This window comes from Pseudomonas sp. Fl5BN2 (genome assembly GCF_009908205.1).
Classification (GTDB): Bacteria; Pseudomonadota; Gammaproteobacteria; order Pseudomonadales; family Pseudomonadaceae; genus Aquipseudomonas.
Genome location: NZ_JAAARL010000006.1, coordinates 337,149 through 358,750 on the forward strand (window position 1 = coordinate 337,149; position 21,602 = coordinate 358,750).

The following is a 21,602-nucleotide window of genomic DNA, read 5'->3' on the forward strand; positions in this document are numbered from 1 at the left end:
CGATGAAGCCGACCCGTCTGCTGCTGATCTGGCTGGGCACCCTGGCTGGCCTGGACATTGTGCTCGGGGTAGTTCGCGCCCTGGGTATCGAGGTCGCCTCACGCCTGGACTCGATCGCCTGGGGCCTGATGCTGGCGCTGGTGCTGCTGGCATTGCTGGACGCCCTGCGCCTGCTGCGCCTGGCCTCGCCAGAGGTGCGTCGCCAGCTGCCCGGCAGCCTGCCCCTGGGACGCTGGAGCGAGGTGCAGCTGGAGATCTTGCACAGCTATCGACAACCCCTCGACGTGCAACTGTTCGATCACCCGCCCCAGGGACTGAGTTTCGAGCACCTGCCACAGTCAGTCAGTCTTGAGCCCGGCCAGGTCAGCCGGATCAGCTACAACGTGCGACCACTGCAGCGGGGCCACTTCAACTTCGAACAGTGTGAAGTCAGCCTGCCCAGCACCCTGGGTCTGTGGAGCGCCAGACGTCTGGTGAAGGTTCACGGCAGCACCCGGGTCTACCCGGACTTCGCCCGTCTCTATGGCGCACAATTGCTGGCCGTGGACAACTGGCTCAGCCAGCTTGGAGTGCGCCAGCTGCAACGCCGCGGCCTGGGACTGGAATTCAATCAACTACGCGAATTTCGCGAGGGCGACAGCCTGCGGCAGATCGATTGGAAGGCTACAGCCCGCCAGCGCACCCCCATCGCTCGGGAGTACCAGGACGAACGCGACCAGCAGATCATTTTCATGCTCGACTGTGGGCGTCGCATGCGCAGCCAGGATGGCGAACTGGCGCACTTCGACCATGCCCTCAACGCCTGCCTGTTGTTGAGCTATGTGGCCCTGCGCCAGGGGGATGCGGTGGGCCTGTGCAGCTTTGCCGCAGACACCTCGCGCTACCTTGCACCCGTCAAGGGCTCGGCCCAGCTCAGCGTCCTGCTCAACGGAGTCTACGACCTGCAGAGCAGCCAGCGCCCCGCCGACTACCAGGCTGCCGCCAGCGAGTTGCTGGCGCGCCAGAAACGCCGGGCACTGGTGGTGCTGGTCACCAACCTGCGGGACGAAGATGATCAGGAGCTGCTGACCGCGGTCAAGCGCATCAGCCGCCAGCATCGGGTGCTGGTGGCCAGCCTGCGCGAGGAAGTCCTTGACCAGTTGCGCCAGAGCCCGGTGCAAACCCTGCCCGAGGCACTGACCTATAGCGCGGCGGTGAACTACCTGAATACCCGGGCCGAACTCCATGAACGCCTGAGTGCCCACGGCATCGCCCTGCTCGACGCCCGTCCGGGGGAGCTGGGGGCCGAACTGGTCAGCCGTTATCTGAGTTGGAAGAAAGCCGGCAGCCTGTAGCGGCAGCCACCTGCATCAGGCCGAAGTCTGCACCGGATGAAAACTGAAGTAATGACGCAGGGCTTGCTCCAGCTCGGCGAACTCGGGCGATACCCGCAACAGGCTGAAACCGCTGTCGTAGTGGTGAGGCGTGAGGTCCTCATGGCACCACAGGCAGCTGGCACTGAAATCGATCAATTGCACCTGCCCCTCACCGCAGGGCACCTTCACCCGCAACTCGAACTCGGCACCGATCAGCATTGGCAACTGGCTGATCAACATCAGCCCATCAGCAGAGAGATTGCCCAGGAAACCGACGGGCTTGTCAGTAAACCGGTTGAAGACTTTCAAGAAAGACGACAGTTGATGCCGCTCGATACGACGTTCCGTGAACATGCTGGGTATCGCTTTGGAAAGGCCATTAAGCATGACCGCACTAGTGCTTCGGAACGGGCCTTGAGTGCCGGCTCGTTCTCCCGGATTCGATGTGCGAGGAAAATCGCCAGAAGGATTCCAACGCTCCTGCCGCAGGCAAGGCTGAAGCAGAATTCGAAAAAGCTGCACGAATGTTAGCTCAAGCTTCTGGGGCAATTAAAGCGCCCCTGACGAGCGTCGATCACAAGGCAGTGTGGCGAACCTGAGCGGCACCGCGGGGCGGAAAATGCCCCAGTTGCTGCAGCGTCTCCAGGCGGGCCCGGGCGCGATAGGCGTATTCGCTGCTGGGGTACTGGGTAATGATGAACTGGTAAGTCTGCGCGGCATCGACGAACAAGCTCTGACGCTCCAGGCATTGCCCGCGCAGCATCGACACTTCCGGCTGGATATAGCGCCGCGCACGGCTGTCACGGTCGACTTGGCTCAACTCGAGCATCACGCTCTCGCAGTTGCCACGGTCATAAGCCCGGTAGGCGTTGTTCAAATGGTGATCCATGGACCAGCGGGTGCAGCCGACAACACTGACGGCCAGGGCAGCAATGAGTACGAATCGCATGAGGTATCTCCTGTCTTGTGCAGTGTATCGACTCATTGGCAAAAATCTTCAAGGTTGTTGCGGTAAACAAACAAACCAATAAGTAGTGCAAACGAACAATGACTACAACTTCGGAGCATAGTAGCCTCTCGTTGCGCTTGAACTCAGGAGTCCGTGCATGTCCGTTCGTCGTACCAAAATCGTCGCAACCCTTGGCCCGGCCAGTAACTCGCCGGAAGTTCTCGAACAGTTGATTCTCGCGGGACTGGATGTTGCCCGTCTGAACTTCTCCCACGGCACTCCGGACGAGCACAAGGCTCGCGCCCAACTGGTCCGCGACCTGGCAGCCAAGCACGGCCGCTTCGTTGCTATCCTCGGCGACCTGCAAGGCCCGAAAATTCGTATCGCCAAATTTGCCAACAAGCGCATCGAGCTGAAGATCGGTGACAAGTTCACCTTCTCCACCGGCCATCCGCTGACTGAAGGCACCCAGGACATCGTCGGCATCGACTACCCGGACCTGGTCAAGGACTGCGGCGTCGGTGACGAACTGCTGTTGGATGACGGCCGCGTGGTAATGCGCGTGGAAACCGCCACCGCCACCGAACTCAATTGCGTGGTCACCATCGGCGGCCCACTGTCAGACCACAAAGGCATCAACCGTCGTGGCGGTGGCCTGACGGCTCCGGCCCTGACCGAAAAAGACAAGGCCGACATCAAGCTGGCGGCCGAGATGCAAGTCGACTACCTGGCCGTGTCCTTCCCACGTGATGCCGCCGACATGGAATATGCCCGCAAGCTGCGGGACGCAGCTGGCAGTACCGCTTGGCTGGTGGCAAAGATCGAACGCGCCGAAGCCGTGGCCGATGATGAAACCCTCGACGGCCTGATCAACGCCAGTGACGCAGTGATGGTGGCCCGTGGCGACCTCGGCGTGGAAATCGGCGACGCCGAGCTGGTGGGCATCCAGAAGAAAATCATCCTCCACGCCCGTCGTCACAACAAGGCAGTGATCGTTGCGACCCAGATGATGGAGTCGATGATCCAGAACCCGATGCCGACCCGTGCCGAAGTGTCCGACGTGGCCAACGCCGTGCTCGACTACACCGACGCGGTCATGCTCTCGGCGGAAAGCGCTGCCGGTGCCTACCCACTGGAAGCGGTCCAGGCCATGGCGCGGATCTGCGTCGGTGCGGAAAAACACCCCACCAGCAAGACCTCCAGCCATCGCATGGGCAAGGTGTTTGAAAGCTGTGACCAGAGCATCGCCCTGGCCGCCATGTACACCGCCAACCACTTCCCTGGCGTGAAGGCAATCATCGCCCTCACCGAAAGTGGCTACACCCCGCTGATCATGTCGCGTATCCGTTCTTCGGTGCCGATCTACGCCTACTCTCCACACCGTGAGACCCAGGCTCGCGCGGCCATGTTCCGCGGCGTCTACACCATCCCGTTCGACCCGGCATCCCTGCCTCCAGAGCAGGTCAGCCAAGCTGCGATCGACGAGTTACTGAAGCGCGGCGTGGTGGAAAAAGGCGACTGGGTGATTCTCACCAAGGGCGACAGCTACCACACCACCGGCGGCACCAACGGCATGAAGATCCTGCACGTTGGCGACCCGATGGTCTGAGTTCTGGTTCGCTGAACACAAAAGCCCCGGCGTGAAAACGTCGGGGCTTTTTCATGCCTGCCCTGCCCCTGTAGCGACTGCCGAAGGTTGCGGCGACAGGGAACGAAAAACTTGGCGCCGCAACCTCAGCCTTTGGCAAGAAACCCCGATAACGCGGCAATCGCTTCCGGCGAGCGCAAACGCTGGGTGAACAACGCGCCCTCTTGCGCTATTACCTCACGCAGTTGCTGGCGGTCCGGGGCTTTCATCAAGTGCTTGCTGACCTGTACCGCTGCCGGCGCCAACTGACTGAAACGCAACGCCACTTCCCTGGCCCTGGCCAGAGTCGCCACGCCATCCCCCAGGGCGGCAGTGGCAATTCCCCAGGCGGCGGCCTGTTCGCCACTGAAACCTTCACCGAGCAACAACAACTCAGCCGCCTTGGCCTGTCCCAACAAACGCGGCAGGATCAGGCTCGAACCAAACTCCGGGCACAGGCCAAGGTTGACGAACGGCATACGCAACCGTGCATCACGGCTGACATAGACCAGGTCGCAATGCAGCAGCAAGGTGGTGCCGATGCCCACCGCAGCACCAGCCACTGCCGCCACCACCGGCTTGCGACACTCCAGCAGATTAAGCATGAACTGGAACACCGGACTGTCGAGGTCGCTGGGTGGCTGTTGCAGAAAGTCGGCAATGTCGTTGCCTGCGGTAAAGCACTCGCTGCTACCGCAGATCAGCAGGGCATTGATTTCCGGGTCGGCGTCCGCCTCGGCCAGGGCCTCGGCCAAGCGGCTGTACATGGCACGGGTCAGGGCGTTTTTCTTGTCGGGGCGGTTCAGGCGCAGGGTCAGCAGCCCGCCCTCGCGTTGCAGCTCGATGGCATCGGTCATGTAGGTCTCGCTCTGGAAGAATCAGCACTCAACCACGGGGCAGGAACACATCGGCCAGCAGTTGATTGCGCGGCAGCCCCGCCAGGTACAGGCGCCGGGCAAAGGCTTCGACACTGTCAGGGTGCCCGCAGAGTAAGGCCTGGGTTTGCCGGGAAACAAGCCGCAGTTGCGCCAAAGCCGCTGTCAGCCCGGCCCCCTCCCAAAGTTCGACAGTCAGTTGGGGACGGTTCGCCGCCAGGGCGGCCAAGGGTTTGGCCAAGTAATGCTCACTGCTGTCATGGGCCAGGTGAATGACCCGGATAGGGCCTTGGTGATCCTGACGCAGGGCCTCGCGCAATACGCCGAACAACGGCGCCAGCCCGGTCCCCGACGCCAGCAGCCAGAGCGGCCGCTGCTGCCAGTTCGGATCATAGTGCAACGCGCCGCCTCGCAGTTCGCCCAGGCGGACGGAGTCGCCGAGCTGCAACTGGCGGGCTTGATCGCTGAATTGCCCCGGGTGCCGGCAATCCAGGTGAAACTCCAGAAAACGGTCTTCTTCAGGCAGGCTGGCCAGGGAGTAAGGCCGAGCAATCTGATTGGCAGCCCACAACACCAGATGCTGGCCGGCGCGGTAACGCAGTGGCCGTTCAGGTTGCAAACGCAAGCGCAGGACCGTAGATGACAGCCAGTCGATCCCAATAACCGTAGCCGGCAGGCCATCACGCAAAGGATCGAAGGTCTCGACCTGCAGGTCTTCCACCACCTGGCACTGGCAGGCCAGGCGCCAGCCACGATGGCGCTGTTCATCGCTCAATGCATCCGGCCGGCTGTCGCTGGGCAGGCCCTGGACACAATGCACCAGGCAAGCGTGGCAACTGCCGGCGCGACAGCTGTAAGGCACCGCCACACCGGCCTGACACAAGGCATCCAGCAGGTTGCTTCCAGGCGCCACCGACCAGCGTCGCGCGCCGACAGACAATTCAGGCATCGAGATTTTCCCAGGCCGCGGAACAACGATTGCGGCCGTCGCGCTTGGCCCGGTACAGCGCCTGGTCGGCGCGCTGCAGGGCATTGTCCAGATCGTCGCCGGCCTGCAGCAGGGTCATCCCCGCCGACAGACTCAGGTCACGCACATTCAGGCCCACCAGTTGCACCTCCATGAAGGCCAGGCGCAAACGCTCGCAACAGGAGGTCAGGCGTTCGGCATCACACTCGGGAAGCAGGATCACGAATTCCTCACCACCATAGCGAGCCAAGACATCGCCATCGCGCAGGCACGCCGTAGCCACCGCGCCGAACGCCTGTAGCACCTGGTCTCCCGCGGCATGGCCGTGGATATCGTTGATGCGCTTGAAATGGTCCAGATCGATCAACGCCAGACCATGCACCTGTTCCTGATCCATGGCTTGCAATTCGCGACTGGCAATTCGCAGAAAGTGTCGGCGATTGAACAGGCCGGTCAACTCATCGGTGGCCACCAGATCCTCCAGCTGTCGCATCATTCCCCGCAGGGTGTCCTGATGGGCCTGCAAGGCGAAACGCCGCTGGCGCATGCGTGAACGCGAAGCCTGGACATAGGCCGCATACAGGCACATCCATACCAGCATCACCAGCAGGACACAGACTTGCAGCGCCGCCAGTTGCGGATCGGCAAGGACGAAGTGATAACCGTCCCACAGGGTGACTCCGGCAAAGCAGAAGAAGATCAGTACTGCACAGCGCAGATAGGCCCCGCGGGATAGATGAAACAGACCGAACAACAGCGGCAGGATATAGAACACCAGGAAGGTCCCGCGGGCCTGATCCAGATGGGCGATCAACCAGGTCTGCCAGGCAATGCCCAGGACCACCTGGAACTCGGTCAGGCTGGGATCGGCAAACCGCAGGTTGCGGCCGCTGGCGAATACCCAATACAGCAGTCCCTGACTGGCCAGGACCAGAGTCGTGACCCACAGCGCACTGGTGGTCGAGGCGCGGTAATGCCCCGTGAGAACCGCCAGCCAGAACAGCAGCAGAATCAGTCCGTAGGTGCCCGCGGCAATACTGAAGCGCTTGAGCAACAAGCTCTGGATGGCTTTATGGGTCAATCGTTGACTCACCGTGAGAAAGGAGGCTTAAAGAGTTTCCTACCCTGCAGGCCACTTGCCACTTTAGTGCTGCAGCAGACAAATGACTATCCAAATTTTAAGCCGTGATCCGGGGTTTCGCCGCTGTTTCACGCAAGAACAGTGCCCATCCGATGGGCGACTTTCGTTTGCCTGGCTGGCGGGTGTGCCCAACCCCCAGGCGCGGTATACTGCGGCGCCTTTTTAGCGTCGCGCCAGTTGTTGTCCGGCGTGCCTTGGAAGGTGACTGCAACCGACCGATGCACCCAAGCTGCAGTCACCTTTATTAAATGTTCCCGTCTTTTAGAGGAGCGCGACTCATGACCGTGATCAAGCAAGACGACCTGATTCAGAGCGTTGCCGACGCCCTGCAGTTCATTTCCTACTACCACCCCGTGGACTTCATCCAGGCGATGCACGAGGCCTACCTGCGCGAAGAGTCGCCGGCCGCCCGTGACTCCATGGCGCAGATCCTGATCAACTCGCGCATGTGCGCCACCGGTCACCGGCCAATCTGCCAGGACACCGGCATCGTCACCGTATTCGTTCGCGTGGGCATGGACGTGCGCTGGGACGGCGCCACCATGGGCCTGGATGACATGATCAACGAAGGCGTGCGTCGCGCCTACAACCTGCCGGAAAACGTCCTGCGCGCATCCATCCTGGCCGACCCGGCCGGCGCACGGAAAAACACCAAGGACAACACCCCGGCGGTGATCCACTACTCCATCGTCCCGGGCAACACCGTGGAAGTGGATGTGGCGGCCAAGGGCGGCGGCTCCGAGAACAAATCGAAGATGGCCATGCTCAACCCGTCCGACTCGATCGTCGACTGGGTGCTGAAAACCGTTCCGACCATGGGCGCCGGCTGGTGCCCACCGGGCATGCTGGGCATCGGCATCGGCGGTACCGCCGAGAAAGCCGCGGTAATGGCCAAGGAAGTGTTGATGGAGTCCATCGACATCCACGAGCTCAAGGCTCGCGGTCCGTCCAACCGCATTGAAGAAATGCGCCTGGAACTGTTCGAGAAGGTCAACCAACTGGGCATCGGCGCCCAGGGCCTGGGCGGCCTGACCACCGTGCTCGACGTGAAGATCATGGACTACCCGACCCACGCCGCCTCCTTGCCGGTGTGCATGATCCCCAACTGCGCCGCCACCCGCCACGCACACTTCGTGCTCGACGGTTCCGGCCCGGCCTCGCTGGAAGCGCCACCGTTGGACGCCTACCCGGAAATCGTCTGGGAAGCCGGCCCGTCGGCTCGTCGCGTCAACCTCGATACCCTGACCCCGGAAGACGTGCAAAGCTGGAAACCGGGTGAAACCGTCCTTCTCAACGGCAAGATGCTCACTGGCCGTGATGCTGCGCACAAGCGCATGGTCGAGATGCTCAACAAGGGTGAAACCCTGCCGGTAGACCTCAAGGGTCGCTTCATCTACTACGTTGGCCCGGTAGACCCGGTGGGCGACGAAGTGGTTGGCCCGGCCGGCCCGACCACCGCTACGCGGATGGACAAGTTCACCCGACAGATCCTCGAGCAGACCGGCCTGCTGGGCATGATCGGCAAGTCCGAGCGTGGCCCAACCGCCATTGAAGCGATCAAGGACAACAAGGCCGTGTACCTGATGGCCGTTGGCGGCGCCGCCTACCTGGTGGCCCAGGCGATCAAGAAGTCCAAGGTCCTGGCCTTTGCCGAACTGGGCATGGAAGCGATCTACGAGTTCGACGTCAAGGACATGCCGGTCACTGTCGCAGTCGACAGCAAGGGCGAGTCGGTACACATCACCGGTCCTGCCATCTGGCAGAAAAAGATCAGTGACAGCCTGGCGGTAGAAGTGCAGTAAGCCCTTCCCCCCGTTCGGCAAAAGCGCCGGGCTGTTGATCCAACAGCCCGGCGCTTTTTTATGTTCCGCGCTTTATCGAAACTGTCCGCGATCAACGTTCCACCCGGCGCTCATGCTATCGTTCCCGCCCCCATTGCAGCCTGCCCTGACTCATGGCCCAGATCTCTCGCCCACTCCGCCTGACGTTCTATATCCTGGTGATTCTCGCTGGCACCGTCATCAGCGCTGGCCTGGCCATGCGTCATGCCGAGCGCCAGACCCTGGTGGAGGATGCTGCCCGGGCCAATGAGCAGTTGGGGCTGTATGCCAACTCCCTGCACACCCTGATCGAACGTTATCGCGCCTTGCCGGCGGTGCTGGCCCTGGACCCGGAACTGCGCTCGGCGCTCCTGGGCCCGGTGACAGAGCAAACCCAGGATGTGCTGAACCGCAAACTGGAAAAGATCAACGGCGCCGCCCGCTCCTCGACCCTCGAGCTGCTGAACCACGAAGGCTTGGCCGTGGCCGCCAGCAACTGGCGCCTGCCCAGCAGCTATGTCGGCCACAACTACGGCTTTCGCCCCTACTTCAAGCAGACCCGCAGCCAGGGCAGCGGGCGCTTTTATGCGGTCGGCGTGACCAGCGGCATTCCCGGCTATTTCCTTTCCAGCGCGGTCAAGACCGATAACGAGGACTTCCTCGGGGCCATGGTGGTCAAGCTGGAGTTTCCCGAACTGGAACATGAATGGAGCCAAGGCAACGACACCCTGTTGGTGAGCGATGCCCGGGGCATCATCTTCATCGCCAACCAGCCCGGCTGGCGCTACCGGCAGCTGCAGCCGCTGTCCGACAACGACCTGGCGGAAATCAAACTCACCCGCCAGTACGACAAACAACCTCTGACGCCGTTGCAACACACGACCCTGCAGCAGTTTGACGACAGCAGCCGCCTGGTCCGGGTCGACGGCCCTGAAGGCAGTGCCAACTACCTCTGGGAATCCCTGCCGCTGACTGCCGAGGGCTGGACCCTGCACCTACTGCGCAAGCCGGCGAATGCCTTCGAGGAAAGCCGCAACGCCGGTCTCGCCGCCGCCGGCCTCTGGCTGAGCCTGGTGTTCCTGTTGCTGTTCCTCAACCAGCGCTGGCGCCTGGGCAAAATCCGCCAGCGCAACCGTGAAGAACTCGAGCAATTGGTCCAGGAGCGCACCCGGGATCTGCGCACTGCACAGGAAGGCCTGGTGCAGTCGGCCAAACTCGCCGCCCTGGGGCAGATGTCCGCGGCCTTGGCCCACGAAATCAACCAACCCCTGACCGCCCAGCGCATGCAGCTTGCGACGCTGAGACTGCTGCTGGATCACGGCCGGGTGGATGAAGCCTACAAGGCCCTGCGCCCACTGGACGACATGCTGACCCGCATGGCCGCCCTCACCAGCCATCTCAAGATCTTCGCCCGCAAAAGCCCTAGTGGCTTGCGTGAACGCCTGGACCTGGCAGCGGTGGTGGACCAGTCGCTGCACTTGCTGGAGGCCCGGCTGCGCGCCGAAGAGATCGAAGTCGTGCTGCACCTGACCCGTCCGGCCTGGGTCCGGGGCGATGCCATCCGCCTGGAGCAGGTGTTGATCAATCTACTGCGTAACGCCCTTGACGCCATGCAGGACAAAGCTCACAAGCGCCTGGAGATCCGCCTCGAGGCCGAGGATCAATTGTGGCAACTGCGGGTGGCCGACACCGGTGGCGGGATCGCCGAAGAACACCTGCTGAGCGTGTTCGACCCATTCTTCACCACCAAACCCGTGGGCGATGGCCTGGGCCTGGGGCTGGCGGTGTCCTACGCCATCGTCCATGAACTGGGCGGCCGCCTGAGCGCGGCCAACCAGGATCAGGGCGCGGTGTTCACCCTCAGCCTGCCTATCGACCTGGAGGCACATATCCAATGCTGAACTCGGTAATCGTGGTGGATGACGAAGCCAGCATCCGCACCGCCATCGAACAATGGCTGAGCCTGTCGGGGTTCGAGGTCCAACTGTTCAGTCGGGCCGAGGACTGCCTGGCGCATCTGCCCAGGGACTTCCCCGGGGTGATCCTTAGCGATGTGCGCATGCCCGGCATCAGTGGCCTGGAACTGCTGGGCCAGGTTCAGCTCCTGGATCCCGACCTGCCGATCATTCTTCTCACCGGCCACGGCGACGTGCCCATGGCGGTGGAAGCCATGCGCGACGGAGCCTACGACTTCCTGGAAAAACCCTTCAGCCCCGACACCCTGCTCAGCAGCCTGCGCCGGGCCCTGGACAAGCGCCGCCTGGTCATGGAGAACCGCCGCCTGCACCAACAGGCCGATAGTCGGGCCAAGCTCGACAGCACCCTGCTCGGAGTGTCCCGGGCCTTGCAGACCCTGCGTCGCCAGGTGCTGGAACTGGCTGCCCTGCCGGTGAATGTGCTGATCCGCGGGGAAACCGGCAGCGGCAAGGAGCTGATTGCCCGCTGCCTGCATGATTTCGGCCCCCGGGCCGGCAAGCCCTTCGTTGCCCTGAACTGTGCGGCGATCCCTGAACAACTGTTCGAGGCCGAGTTGTTCGGTCACGAAAGCGGCGCCTTCACCGGCGCCCAGGGCAAGCGCATCGGCAAGTTGGAGTACGCCCATGGCGGTACGCTGTTTCTCGACGAAATCGAAAGCATGCCCCTGGCCCAGCAGGTCAAGCTGCTGCGGGTGCTGCAGGAACAGAAACTCGAACGCCTGGGCTCCAACCAGAGCATCAAGGTCGACCTGCGGATCATCGCCGCGACCAAACCCGACCTGCTGGACGAAGCCCGGGCCGGACGTTTCCGTGAAGACCTGGCCTATCGCCTGACCGTCGCCGAACTGCGACTACCGCCGCTGCGAGAACGTCGCGAGGACATTCCGTTGCTGTATGAGCACTTCGCCCATGCCGCCGCCGAACGCCTGGGACGCAGTAACACGCCCTTGAGCGGCACGCAGTTGAGCCGCCTGCTCAGCCATGACTGGCCGGGCAACGTGCGCGAACTGGCCAACGTCGCCGAACGCCAAGTGCTGGGTCTGGGAGAGCCGGAAACCGAAGTCATCGACGCCGGCCAGTCTCTGGCTGCACAGCAGGAAGCCTTCGAGGCCCAGTGCCTGCGCGCCGCCCTGACCCGCCACAAGGGCGACATCAAGGCAGTGCTCAACGAACTGCAACTGCCACGCCGGACGCTGAACGAAAAGATGCAACGTCATGGGCTGACCAGAGAGATGTTTGTCAAAGGCAGCTGAACGCTCCAACCTCCGAAGCTAGCGGCTGCAGCAGCTGCTCTTCGGCAATTTCCCGCTCACCCAACCCTCCTCCACAAGCGGATTTCCGCTCATCATTTCCAGCGCCCCCTCTAAACCGGGGCTCTCTCTCCTGGCACAGGTCCTGCTATAACCCTTGTAGGCTGCGCTTGCGCGCACTCCACAAAAACAATGAATAGAAGGGTCCGTCATGGATATCTCCAATACCCTGCCTGCTGGGTCGGCGGCTGTGCCCGCCAAAGAAAAGACCACTGCCAGTCGCCTGAAATCGATTTTCAGCGGCTCCGTCGGCAACATGGTCGAGTGGTACGACTGGTACGTCTATGCGGCTTTCTCGTTGTACTTCGCCAAGGTTTTCTTCCCCAAGGGCGACACCACTGCCCAACTGCTGAACACCGCCGCAATCTTCGCCGTGGGCTTCTTGATGCGGCCGATCGGTGGCTGGTTGATGGGCTTGTACGCCGACCGCAAAGGCCGTAAAGCCGCGCTGATGGCCTCGGTGCTGCTGATGTGCTTCGGTTCCCTGATCATCGCCCTGACCCCAGGTTATGAAACCATCGGCGTCGGCGCGCCAATCATGCTGGTACTGGCGCGCCTGATGCAGGGTCTGTCGGTGGGCGGTGAATACGGCACCTCGGCGACCTATCTCAGTGAGATGGCGACCAAGGAGCGCCGTGGCTTCTTCTCCAGCTTCCAGTACGTCACCCTGATCTCCGGCCAGCTCATCGCCCTGGCGGTGCTGATCGTCCTGCAAAACGTTTTGACCACCGAAGAACTGCAATCCTGGGGCTGGCGGATTCCGTTCGGCATCGGTGCCCTCTGCGCAGTCGTAGCGCTGTACCTGCGTCGCGGCATGGAAGAAACCGAGTCCTTCACCAAGAAGAAGGAAGAGCCCAAAGAAAGCCTGATGCGTACCCTGATGCGCCATCCGAAAGAGCTGATGACCGTGGTCGGCCTGACCATGGGCGGCACCCTGGCTTTCTACACCTACACCACCTACATGCAGAAATACCTGGTGAACACCGTCGGCATGAGCATTTCCGACTCCACCACCATTTCCGCAGCCACACTGTTCCTGTTCATGTGCCTGCAACCGGTGATCGGTGCGCTGTCGGACAAGATCGGCCGTCGTCCGATCCTGATCGCCTTCGGTATCCTCGGCACAATCTTCACCGTGCCGATCCTGACCACCCTGCACACCATTCAAAGCTGGTGGGGCGCATTCTTCCTGATCATGGCCGCGCTGATCATCGTCAGCGGCTACACCTCGATCAACGCAGTAGTCAAAGCCGAGCTGTTCCCCACCGAGATCCGTGCACTGGGCGTCGGCCTGCCGTACGCACTGACCGTATCGATCTTTGGCGGCACCGCTGAATACATCGCGCTGTGGTTCAAGAGCATCGGCATGGAAACCGGCTACTACTGGTATGTCACCGCGTGCATAGCCTGTTCATTGCTGGTCTACGTGACCATGAAGGACACCCGCAAGCACTCGCGGATCGAGACCGACTGAGAAAAAAACGCCCGGGTGCAAGGCCCGGGCGCATGGGTTGGTCTATCTCTGTGGGAACGTTTTCGCCGGTAAGCCGGCGCCCACAGTGAGCGGTGAGCCTTGGGCTCAGGACAGTTCAGCGGCACCCTGTCGCGAGTAGCGGTTCTGCGCCCAGGACGCACCAACAATCAGTACCAGCAGGATCCCCGCCAATACCGCCGACGAGCCGATTGTGCCGAAGTCCAGGCCACCCTTTTCATGGGGCTTGGTCAGGAAGTCGCCCAGGGTCGCGCCGAATGGCCGGGTCAGGACGAAAGCCAGCCAAAACAGCAGCACCGACGACAGCTTGGTGAAGTACTTGAGCAATACCACCACCACAATGGTGGAGCCGATCAGCAACGCCCCGCCTGCAAACCCCAAACCCGAATCGTCCGCCAGGTAATCGCCGAGAGCCGTGCCCAGGGTGTTGGAGAACAGAATCGCCGTCCAATAGAACATCTCGCCACGAAAGGTCTGGATCTTGTTCACATTCAGTGAGTCGCCGCTCAGGCGCCAGGCCACGAAGATCGTCAGCAGTATTGCGATCAGGATCAGCGAACCACTGGCATAGCCCAGGCCCAGCGTGCGGTCCATGAAGTCTGACATCGTGGTGCCGGCGGTGCTGGTGGAGAGAATCACCATCCAGTACAGCAGCGGGTTGTAGGTTTTCGAAAACAGCTGGGTCACCAAGGTCAGCAGGAACACGCTGATGAGGATCAGCGAACTGATGGCGTAACCGACATTGAGGGTCATCGACAGCAGGTCACCCGCAGTTTCGCCCAGGGTCGTCGCGCAGATTTTCATGACCCAGAAGGCCAGGGTGATCTGAGGAAGTTTGTTCATTTGCAAAGAAGCTCCAAGGGTCACATTCAAGATGGCCTGTCTTGGGTGCAGGCTTGCGCGGAGGCTGAACGCCACGGGGTGAAAAATAGGTAAGGCTTGAATGAAAAAACCGTTGAAAGGTTTTGCAACTCACCGATTGCTCAATTAATGACCAGTTAATGCTCGGTGTTTAGCCTGGTACTGAATCCAAGTCGAGACTTGGTCCGTATACAGAGTGAGGCTTGAACGCGGTAATCGACGGCGAATGGCGACCCCCTACACATCGATAAAATCGATTTTAATTAGCATTAATTTGCGCTTTTCAATCAATTTTACCGGAGTAGGATTAATTCCAAGCCCAACGCACACACCTCAACGAACCCGGAGTCACCACCATGAAAAGCAAACTGATCCTCGCCCTGACCCTCTCGGTACTGGCTGCCAACACCTTCGCAGCAGATGGCTATGACCGCACTGGTTCCGCCACCCTCGCCGCTGACGGTTACGACCGCACCGGCTCCGCCACCTTCGCTGCTGACGGCTACGACCGCACCGGCTCCGCTACCTTCGCTGAAGACGGCTACGACCGCACTGGCTCCGCTACCTTCGCTGAAGACGGCTACGACCGCACCGGTTCCGCTACCTTCGCTGCTGACGGTTACGACCGCACCGGTTCCGCCACCTTCGCTGAAGACGGCTACGACCGCACCGGTTCCGCCACCTTCGCTGCTGACGGCTACGACCGCACCGGTTCCGCCACCATCGCTGAAGACGGCTATGACCGCACCGGTTCCGCTACCTTCGCTGCTGACGGCTACGACCGCACCGGTTCCGCCACCATCAGCTGATCGACCCATGTGACATCACAGCCCGGCTTCGGCCGGGCTTAGTCTTTTTCGGCCAAGAGAAATCCTCGCCCCTCCCCCCAACCCGCTAGAGGGATGCTGGAGTTCAACGATTGCGCACTGCACTATGGCGCCCTTCAATCGCACCCAAGCAGGAACCTTGAGCCATGCCCGACGATATCCATTATTACCAACCTGCCCTGGGCCATGGCCTGCCCCACGACCCGTTCAATGCCATCGTCGGCCCGCGCCCTATCGGCTGGATCTCTTCCCAGGACAGCACAGGTCGCCTGAACCTTGCGCCCTACAGTTTCTTCAACGCCTTCAACTACATTCCGCCGATCATCGGTTTCTCCAGCGTCGGGCGCAAAGACAGCCTGAACAATATCGAGCAGACCGGCGAGTTCGCCTGGAACCTGGCCACTCGGCCCCTGGCCGAGCAGATGAACCAGAGCTGCGCAGCTGTCCCCGCCGAGGTCGACGAGTTCGAACTGGCAGGGTTGACGCCGATCGCCTCGAAAATCATCAGCGTGCCCCGGGTCGCCGAGAGCCCGGTGTCCTTCGAGTGCAAGGTCACACAGATCATTCAGTTGCAACGGGCAGACAAGGCATTGGTGCCGAGTTGGCTGATTCTCGGCGAAGTGGTCGCCGTGCATATCGCCAAATGGCTGCTCAAGGATGGGATCTACGACACCGCCGCGGCAGAACCGATTCTGCGCGGCGGCGGGCCAGCGGATTATTTTCAGTTGGGGCCAGAGGCCTTGTTCAAGATGCACCGCCCCGGGGCGGTCAAGTAGCAGTTCGACTCAGTTGGTTTTCCAGCTCAATTCGCCGTCTTGATCGACGTCGCTCAGCTGTTCGAGTTGTTGCGCGGCAGCCTGGTCGGCGTCATGAGCGGTGTTGAATTTCTGCCCATCCAGGACTTTGTGAAAACGCGGAGCCCCTGAACCACCCAGGGCTTTGACGGCGATTGCGGCGCTGTAACCACCCTCCCCTGGAACCACAGCGGAAACTGCTTCGTAGTGTGCAAACTCTTTGCGTGCCATGTTGCTGATCCTGGCCAATGGAAAGTCGGCCATTCTAAACCGTCAGCTGGCCAGTTGGTGCAGCGGCGCGCGCTGCAGTTGCGCGTATTCGCCACAGGCCTCGAGTGCCGACACCGTGCTGAAGGTATGGAAATCCAGGCTATTGACCACCAGGTCCTGGACCAGCTCGGCAAAGATCGCCATCGCCGGCGAACTGAAATAGGCCGTCATCGTCTGCTGGCTGCTCCAGAAACCGGACACCATCCACAACTGCGCATCGCATTGCGAGCGCTGCAAGGCAAAGTGCAGGCAACCAGGCGCCTGGCGAGACGGTTCGATCAGGCTGCTCAAGCGTGCACCCAGCTCCGTGGAGCGCCCGGCCCGGGCATGGACAAAGGCGATGTGACTGACGGGAATATGCGTAGACATGTGCGACCCTCCCAGGGTGTTGTCGAGGCAGCCGTGGGACGGGCTGCAACAGGATCAACGATACGGGGGGCACAGCGCACGACGTTAGTCGATTTCTGCCGCTGATTTGCCCAATCCTGCGATAGCGTGGGCCACGGGCCGATGATTCCAACGCTATGCGACAAAAGAGCTACAACGGTGTTTCAAGCAAGTGAACCCGCAGGCTATCGGCTCCTCTTGTCTATCGCGCACGCAAGCAGCAGGATCAGGCAAGTATTGCGCAGGAATTGCCTAGCTGCCCTGCTTGCACAAACTTATGCTGTGCCGATCGATAACCCTCCGGAGGCTGCTCTATGTCATCACTGCAGAACTTGCAGGTGCCCCTGGCCCCGGAAATGGAAAGACAGCGCGCAGAACTGGCCGCGATCATCGAGCGCAACACCGTTACCGACGGCAGTCATGCCACGGCCATCGACGCGCTGTTCGTCTCGCGCCACAGCAGCTCCCACCAGTTCGCCCCGGTGCTGGCCCAACCGGCGCTGTGCATCATGGCCCAGGGTCGCAAGGAAGTGCGCCTGGCCGATGAAACCTACAATTACGACCCGCTGAATTATCTGGTGGTCTCGGTGGCCGTGCCCCTGAGCGGCAAGGTGGCGATGGTGTCCCCCGAGGAGCCGATCCTGGCCTTGCGCCTGGACATCGATCCCGGCGAGATCAACGCACTGATTGCCGATGCCGGGCCGCTGGGAGTAGCGGCCAGGCCCACCGGACGCGGCCTGTATGTAGAGCATCTCGACCCGCCGATGCTCGATGCAGTGCTGCGCCTGACCCGCTTGCTGGATACTCCGAAAGACATCGCCATGCTCGCACCTCTGGTGCGCCGGGAGATTCTCTATCGCCTGCTGCGCAGCCCCCAGGGCCATCGCCTGTATGAAATTGCCACCACCAACAGCCAGAGCCACCGGGTCAACCAGGCGATCAAGTGGCTGAACCGTCACTTCGAGCAGTCATTGCGTATCGATGACCTGGCCCGGGAAGTGAACCTCAGCGTGTCGACCCTGCATCATCGCTTCAAGGCGATGACCGCCCTGAGCCCGTTGCAATACCAGAAGCAGCTGCGCCTGCAAGAGGCGCGGCGGCTGATGCTGGCCGAGGGCCTGGAGGCTTCGGCGGCGGGGTACCGGGTCGGCTATGAAAGCCCGTCGCAGTTCAGCCGCGAGTACAGCCGTTTGTTCGGCGCACCTCCCTTGCGGGACATGGCGCGCTTGCGGGTTGGCGGTTGATGCCTGGTGCGCCGTCTCCTACAGGGCGCGGATCACATGCTTGATTTCCTGGAACGCTTGTAGGCCCCACGGGCCCAGCTCGCGACCAATGCTGCTCTGCTTGTAGCCACCCCAGGCGGCCTGGGGAAAGATCACCTGAGGCGCGTTGATCCACACCAGGCCGGCCTGCAGGGCGTTGGCAACCCGCTCGGCATTATCGAGGTCCGCCCCCACCACGCTGGCCACCAGTCCGAACTCGCTGTCATTGGCCAGCTCGATGGCTTGCTGCTCGCTGGTAAAACTGCGCACGCACAGCACCGGGCCAAAGATTTCTTCGCACCACAAGGCACTGTCCAACGGCACCTCGGTGAACACCGTGGGCCGAATGAAATACCCCTGTTGCAAACCGGCCGGACGAGCGCCACCGCAGACCAGCTTGGCGCCGACACTCAAACCCTGATCGATATGCGCCAGCACCCGCTGGTATTGCAGGCGGTTTACCAGTGCGCCCATTTCCACCTCGGGCTCGAACGGATCGGCCACCCGAATGCCTTCGGCCCGGGCCTTGAGGCGCAGGAGAAATTCATCGGCCAACTCGTCAGCCACCAGCACCCGGCTGGTGGCGGAACACATCTGCCCGGCATTGAAGAAACCGCCGCCACAGGCCAGCTCCACCGCCAGATCCAGATCGGCGTCGGCCAACACCAGCAAGGCGGATTTGCCGCCCAGCTCCAGGCTCACGCCCTTGATGGTTTCCGCTGCCCGCTGCATGACTTGCACCCCCACCGCATTACTGCCGGTGAAGGAAATCTTCGCCACTCGCGGGTCCGCCGCCAACGGTGCGCCCACCGCCAGCCCCGTGCCACAGACCAGATTGAACACGCCCTTGGGCAAGCCGCTTTCGGCAATGATTGCCGCGAGTTCCAGCTCCGGCAGCGGTGTGACCTCCGAGGGTTTGAGCACCACGCTGCAGCCCGCAGCCAGGGCTGGAGCGAGCTTCCAGGCGGTGGTGACCATAGGGAAGTTCCACGGCACGATCAGCCCGACGATGCCACAGGGCTCACGACGCAAGCGAGCGCTGAATGCCTCGCTGGGCAGGGCCACATTGGCGTCCTGAGCCGCGTCCAGGCCCTGCGCCAGCCCTGCGTAGTATTCGAAGGAGGCAATCACATCGTCCACATCCATGGCTGCCTCGAACTGGGGCTTGCCGTTGTTGCTCGACTGCAAATACATCAGTCGCTCCCGACGCTCGGCTACTCCGGCAGCGATCTTGCGCAATACCACGGCACGCTCGGCACCGCTGCTCTGCGACCAGCGCACGAGGCCAGCGGCAGCAGCATCCAAGGCCCGATCCACGGCCTCTGGGCCACCGCCCGCCACCTCGGCCAGGGGTGCCTCGGTGGCGGGGTTGATCACCTTCAGCCGTTCGTCACCTACCGACCATTGACCATCGATGTACAGCCCGTTCAGCAAGGACAGCGCGCTCATGCCTGTACTCCTTGGGTCCAGCGATTCTGGTCGATTTCAATCAGCGTTGGCCCCTGGCGATCCACTGCCATGCGCAGGGCCGCGCGCAGTTGTTCGACGTTGTCGATGCTCTGCGCGGCGCAGCCCAGGCCCTTGGCCACGGCGATGAAGTCCGGGGTGTAGATGTCGACGCCCACCGGCTCGATCGCGCGATTGAGCATGTACTTCTTGATCTCTTCGTAGCCCTGGTTATTCCACAACAGGACGATGATCGGCGTGCGTGCCTCCACCGCGCAGGCCAGCTCCGACAGGGTGAACTGCAAGCCACCGTCGCCGATCAGGCAGGCCACCGGCCGCCGCTGACTGGGCTGCGAACCGCCACCGAGCCAGGCGCCAATGGCGGCCGGCAGGGCATAACCCAGGGTGCCGTAGCCAGTGGAGGAGTTGAACCAGCGGCGCGGTTGCTCGGGGTTGAAGGTCAGGTTGCCGCTGTACACCGGCTGGGTGGAGTCGCCCACCAGGACGATTTCCGGCAGCTCTCCAACCACGGTTTCCAGAAACAGGGTCTGGGCCCGGGTCGGGGTATCCCAGAGGTCGTCGAGCTCACTGCGCAAGGCCGCGGCGCGGGCTTGCCCCCAATTGCTGCTGCGCGCTACCAGGGTTTGCCGGGACAGCTCGGCCAGCAGGGCATCGGCAGCCATTCTGGCGTCGGCCACCAGGGCCACTTTCGGCGGGTAATTGCGCACGGTCTGATCGGTATCGATGTCGATCCGCAACAAGCTCCCGGGGATTTCAAAGCCGCCGGCAAAGGTCACGTCATAGTCGGTTTCCGCCAGCTCGGTGCCGATCGCCAGCACCACGTCGGCCTCCGCCACCAGAGCCCGGGTCGCCACCATCGACTGGGTGGAGCCGATCAACAACGGGTGTGCCGACGGCAACATGCCCTTGGCGTTGATGGTCAGCGCCACTGGGGCCTGCAGCAGCTCTGCCAAATGGATCAGCGGCGCCGCCGCGTCGATGGCGCCACCACCAGCGAGAATCAGCGGCCGCTTGGCTGTCGCCAACAGCTGGCTCATCTGCGCGACTGCCACCGGAGCGGCACCGGCGCGGGCGATGTTCACCGGCTCACAGGCCAGCAGGTGATCCGCCTCCTGGACCAATACATCTAGGGGGATCTCGATATGCACCGGACGTGGGCGACCTGCCTGGAACAGCGCGAAAGCCCGAGCCAGCACGCCCGGCAATTCATCGGCGCACATCAGAGTGTGAGAGAACGCCGCCACGCCACTGACCAGGGCGCCCTGGTTCGGTAACTCGTGGAGTTTGCCGCGCCCGCCGCCCAACTGGCTGCGGGCCTGCACGCTGGAGATCACCAGCATGGGAATCGAGTCAGCGTAGGCCTGCCCCATGGCGGTGGTGATATTGGTCATCCCGGGACCGGTGATGATGAAACACACGCCGGGCTTGCCGCTGGTACGCGCGTAACCGTCAGCCATGAAGCCAGCGCCTTGCTCATGGCGCGGGGTGACATGGTTGATCGGCGAACGGGCCAGGCCGCGATACAGCTCGACGGTGTGCACCCCAGGTATGCCGAACACCTGCTCGACCCCATAACCTTCGAGTAACTTGACCAGTACTTCACCGCACGTCGCCATCTCATCGCCCTTTTTATTGGTTGGAAACCGGACGCCTGACGCTGGCTTGAAAACGCCATCAGACACCGCAAGAGGGCTATTGGAACGGTGGGCCTGTAGCCGCAACAATGGATAAAAAGTCATACTAGCCATGTCCTCACGTCATGCCTTGGTTGCCCATGAAACGTCTGCCTCCCCTACCCGCGCTGCACACGTTCCTGGTCACCGCCCAGTGCTGCAATTTCACTCGCGCCGCCGAGCAGCTGCACATCACTCAAGGAGCGGTGAGCCGGCAGATCGCCGGGCTGGAAAGTCATCTGGGGTACCCACTCTTCGTGCGCCAGGCCCGAGGCCTGAGCCTCACTGCTGAAGGGCTGGAATGGCTGCCACGGGTGCAGCAGGTATTCGAGCTGATCAATCGTGCCGTGGATGAGATCGGCGGCCAGAGCCGCAACCTGCGCCTCAAGGCCCCGACCTGCGTGATGCGCTGGTTGCTGCCACGGCTGCTGCAATGGCAGAAGGAGCGCCCCGACGTGCCGGTACAATTGACCACCACCATCCAGCACGGCGTGGATTTCAGCCGCGAGCCTTTCGACGCCGCCGTCATGTACGGCGCCCCTCCCGCCC

The 21,602-nt window shown here is 62.1% G+C and carries 20 protein-coding genes; 10 read left to right on the top strand and 10 right to left on the bottom strand.

The window, feature by feature from the left end; translation table 11 throughout:
• The first annotated feature begins 2 nt into the window (after positions 1–2).
• Entirely contained in the window at positions 3–1,334 is a 1,332-nt protein-coding gene (locus tag GV819_RS11415; protein WP_161756174.1) for a DUF58 domain-containing protein, read from the top strand.
• Between the two features lie 15 nt (positions 1,335–1,349).
• On the opposite strand, the gene GV819_RS11420 is transcribed toward GV819_RS11415, so the two are convergent.
• Together GV819_RS11420 and GV819_RS11425 are read right to left on the bottom strand one after the other, a co-directional pair.
• Complete coding sequence (locus GV819_RS11420) at positions 1,350–1,709, bottom strand: PilZ domain-containing protein (protein WP_161756175.1); 360 nt, start codon at positions 1,707–1,709, stop codon at positions 1,350–1,352.
• Positions 1,710–1,929: 220 nt separating this feature from the next.
• Complete coding sequence (locus GV819_RS11425) at positions 1,930–2,304, bottom strand: tetratricopeptide repeat protein (protein ID WP_161756176.1); 375 nt, start codon at positions 2,302–2,304, stop codon at positions 1,930–1,932.
• Between the two features lie 157 nt (positions 2,305–2,461).
• Between GV819_RS11425 and pyk the strand changes: the two genes are divergently transcribed.
• On the top strand, positions 2,462–3,913 hold the full coding sequence (pyk, locus tag GV819_RS11430) for a pyruvate kinase (protein WP_161756177.1): 1,452 nt from the start codon (positions 2,462–2,464) through the stop codon (positions 3,911–3,913).
• Between the two features lie 125 nt (positions 3,914–4,038).
• Here the strand turns inward: pyk and GV819_RS11435 are convergent, their stop codons facing one another.
• From GV819_RS11435 to GV819_RS11445, 3 genes are read right to left on the bottom strand one after another with little or no spacing between them, the layout of a single operon-like run.
• Entirely contained in the window at positions 4,039–4,788 is a 750-nt protein-coding gene (locus GV819_RS11435) for an enoyl-CoA hydratase-related protein (RefSeq protein ID WP_161756178.1), read from the bottom strand.
• Positions 4,789–4,816: 28 nt separating this feature from the next.
• Positions 4,817–5,755: an iron-sulfur-binding ferredoxin reductase gene (locus tag GV819_RS11440; RefSeq protein ID WP_161756179.1), complete on the bottom strand. Its 939-nt coding sequence runs from the start codon at positions 5,753–5,755 to the stop codon at positions 4,817–4,819.
• Positions 5,748–6,854: a GGDEF domain-containing protein gene (locus GV819_RS11445; RefSeq protein WP_161756180.1), complete on the bottom strand. Its 1,107-nt coding sequence runs from the start codon at positions 6,852–6,854 to the stop codon at positions 5,748–5,750. The genes GV819_RS11440 and GV819_RS11445 overlap by 8 nt, the downstream gene beginning before the upstream one ends.
• Positions 6,855–7,192: 338 nt before the next feature.
• Between GV819_RS11445 and GV819_RS11450 the strand changes: the two genes are divergently transcribed.
• The 4 genes from GV819_RS11450 (at position 7,193) to GV819_RS11465 (ending at position 13,494) form a co-directional block, all read left to right on the top strand.
• A complete protein-coding gene (locus GV819_RS11450; RefSeq protein WP_161756181.1) occupies positions 7,193–8,716 on the top strand; it encodes a fumarate hydratase in 1,524 nt (507 codons plus the stop codon).
• A gap of 152 nt (positions 8,717–8,868) precedes the next feature.
• Entirely contained in the window at positions 8,869–10,635 is a 1,767-nt protein-coding gene (locus GV819_RS11455; RefSeq protein WP_161756182.1) for a sensor histidine kinase, read from the top strand.
• The gene (locus GV819_RS11460; RefSeq protein WP_161756183.1) at positions 10,629–11,963 is read left to right on the top strand and encodes a sigma-54-dependent transcriptional regulator; all 1,335 of its coding nucleotides are present in this window, start codon (positions 10,629–10,631) and stop codon (positions 11,961–11,963) included. Before GV819_RS11455 ends, GV819_RS11460 begins: the two co-directional genes overlap by 7 nt.
• Before the next feature lie 208 nt (positions 11,964–12,171).
• Positions 12,172–13,494, top strand: a complete 1,323-nt coding sequence (locus GV819_RS11465; protein WP_161756184.1) for an MFS transporter — start codon at positions 12,172–12,174, stop codon at positions 13,492–13,494.
• A 105-nt stretch (positions 13,495–13,599) separates the two neighbouring features.
• Here the strand turns inward: GV819_RS11465 and GV819_RS11470 are convergent, their stop codons facing one another.
• Positions 13,600–14,355 (bottom strand): COG4705 family protein, encoded by a 756-nt coding sequence (locus GV819_RS11470; protein ID WP_161756185.1) that lies wholly within the window; start codon positions 14,353–14,355, stop codon positions 13,600–13,602.
• Positions 14,356–14,729: 374 nt separating this feature from the next.
• On the opposite strand from GV819_RS11470, the gene GV819_RS11475 reads away from it, so the two are divergent.
• Positions 14,730–15,182 carry a heme utilization protein gene (locus GV819_RS11475; protein WP_161756186.1) on the top strand — a complete coding sequence of 151 codons (453 nt, stop codon included), beginning with the start codon at positions 14,730–14,732 and terminating at the stop codon, positions 15,180–15,182.
• 164 nt (positions 15,183–15,346) lie between these two features.
• Complete coding sequence (locus tag GV819_RS11480) at positions 15,347–15,976, top strand: flavin reductase family protein (protein WP_161756187.1); 630 nt, start codon at positions 15,347–15,349, stop codon at positions 15,974–15,976.
• Positions 15,977–15,985: 9 nt separating this feature from the next.
• Here the strand turns inward: GV819_RS11480 and GV819_RS11485 are convergent, their stop codons facing one another.
• Both GV819_RS11485 and GV819_RS11490 read right to left on the bottom strand, forming a co-directional pair.
• Positions 15,986–16,258, bottom strand: coding sequence for a hypothetical protein (locus GV819_RS11485; RefSeq protein WP_161756188.1), 273 nt, complete (start codon positions 16,256–16,258; stop codon positions 15,986–15,988).
• 9 nt (positions 16,259–16,267) lie between these two features.
• Entirely contained in the window at positions 16,268–16,633 is a 366-nt protein-coding gene (locus tag GV819_RS11490) for a putative quinol monooxygenase (RefSeq protein ID WP_161756189.1), read from the bottom strand.
• Positions 16,634–16,965: 332 nt separating this feature from the next.
• Between GV819_RS11490 and GV819_RS11495 the strand changes: the two genes are divergently transcribed.
• On the top strand, positions 16,966–17,895 hold the full coding sequence (locus tag GV819_RS11495) for an AraC family transcriptional regulator (protein WP_161756190.1): 930 nt from the start codon (positions 16,966–16,968) through the stop codon (positions 17,893–17,895).
• 18 nt (positions 17,896–17,913) lie between these two features.
• Here GV819_RS11495 and GV819_RS11500 read toward each other — a convergent pair whose 3' ends face one another.
• The gene (locus tag GV819_RS11500; RefSeq protein WP_161756191.1) at positions 17,914–19,362 is read right to left on the bottom strand and encodes an aldehyde dehydrogenase family protein; all 1,449 of its coding nucleotides are present in this window, start codon (positions 19,360–19,362) and stop codon (positions 17,914–17,916) included.
• A complete protein-coding gene (locus GV819_RS11505) occupies positions 19,359–20,996 on the bottom strand; it encodes a 5-guanidino-2-oxopentanoate decarboxylase (protein WP_161756192.1) in 1,638 nt (545 codons plus the stop codon). The genes GV819_RS11500 and GV819_RS11505 overlap by 4 nt, the downstream gene beginning before the upstream one ends.
• A gap of 158 nt (positions 20,997–21,154) precedes the next feature.
• Between GV819_RS11505 and GV819_RS11510 the strand changes: the two genes are divergently transcribed.
• Positions 21,155–21,602: LysR family transcriptional regulator (locus GV819_RS11510; RefSeq protein ID WP_161756193.1), on the top strand; the 448-nt coding region annotated here is incomplete at its 3' end.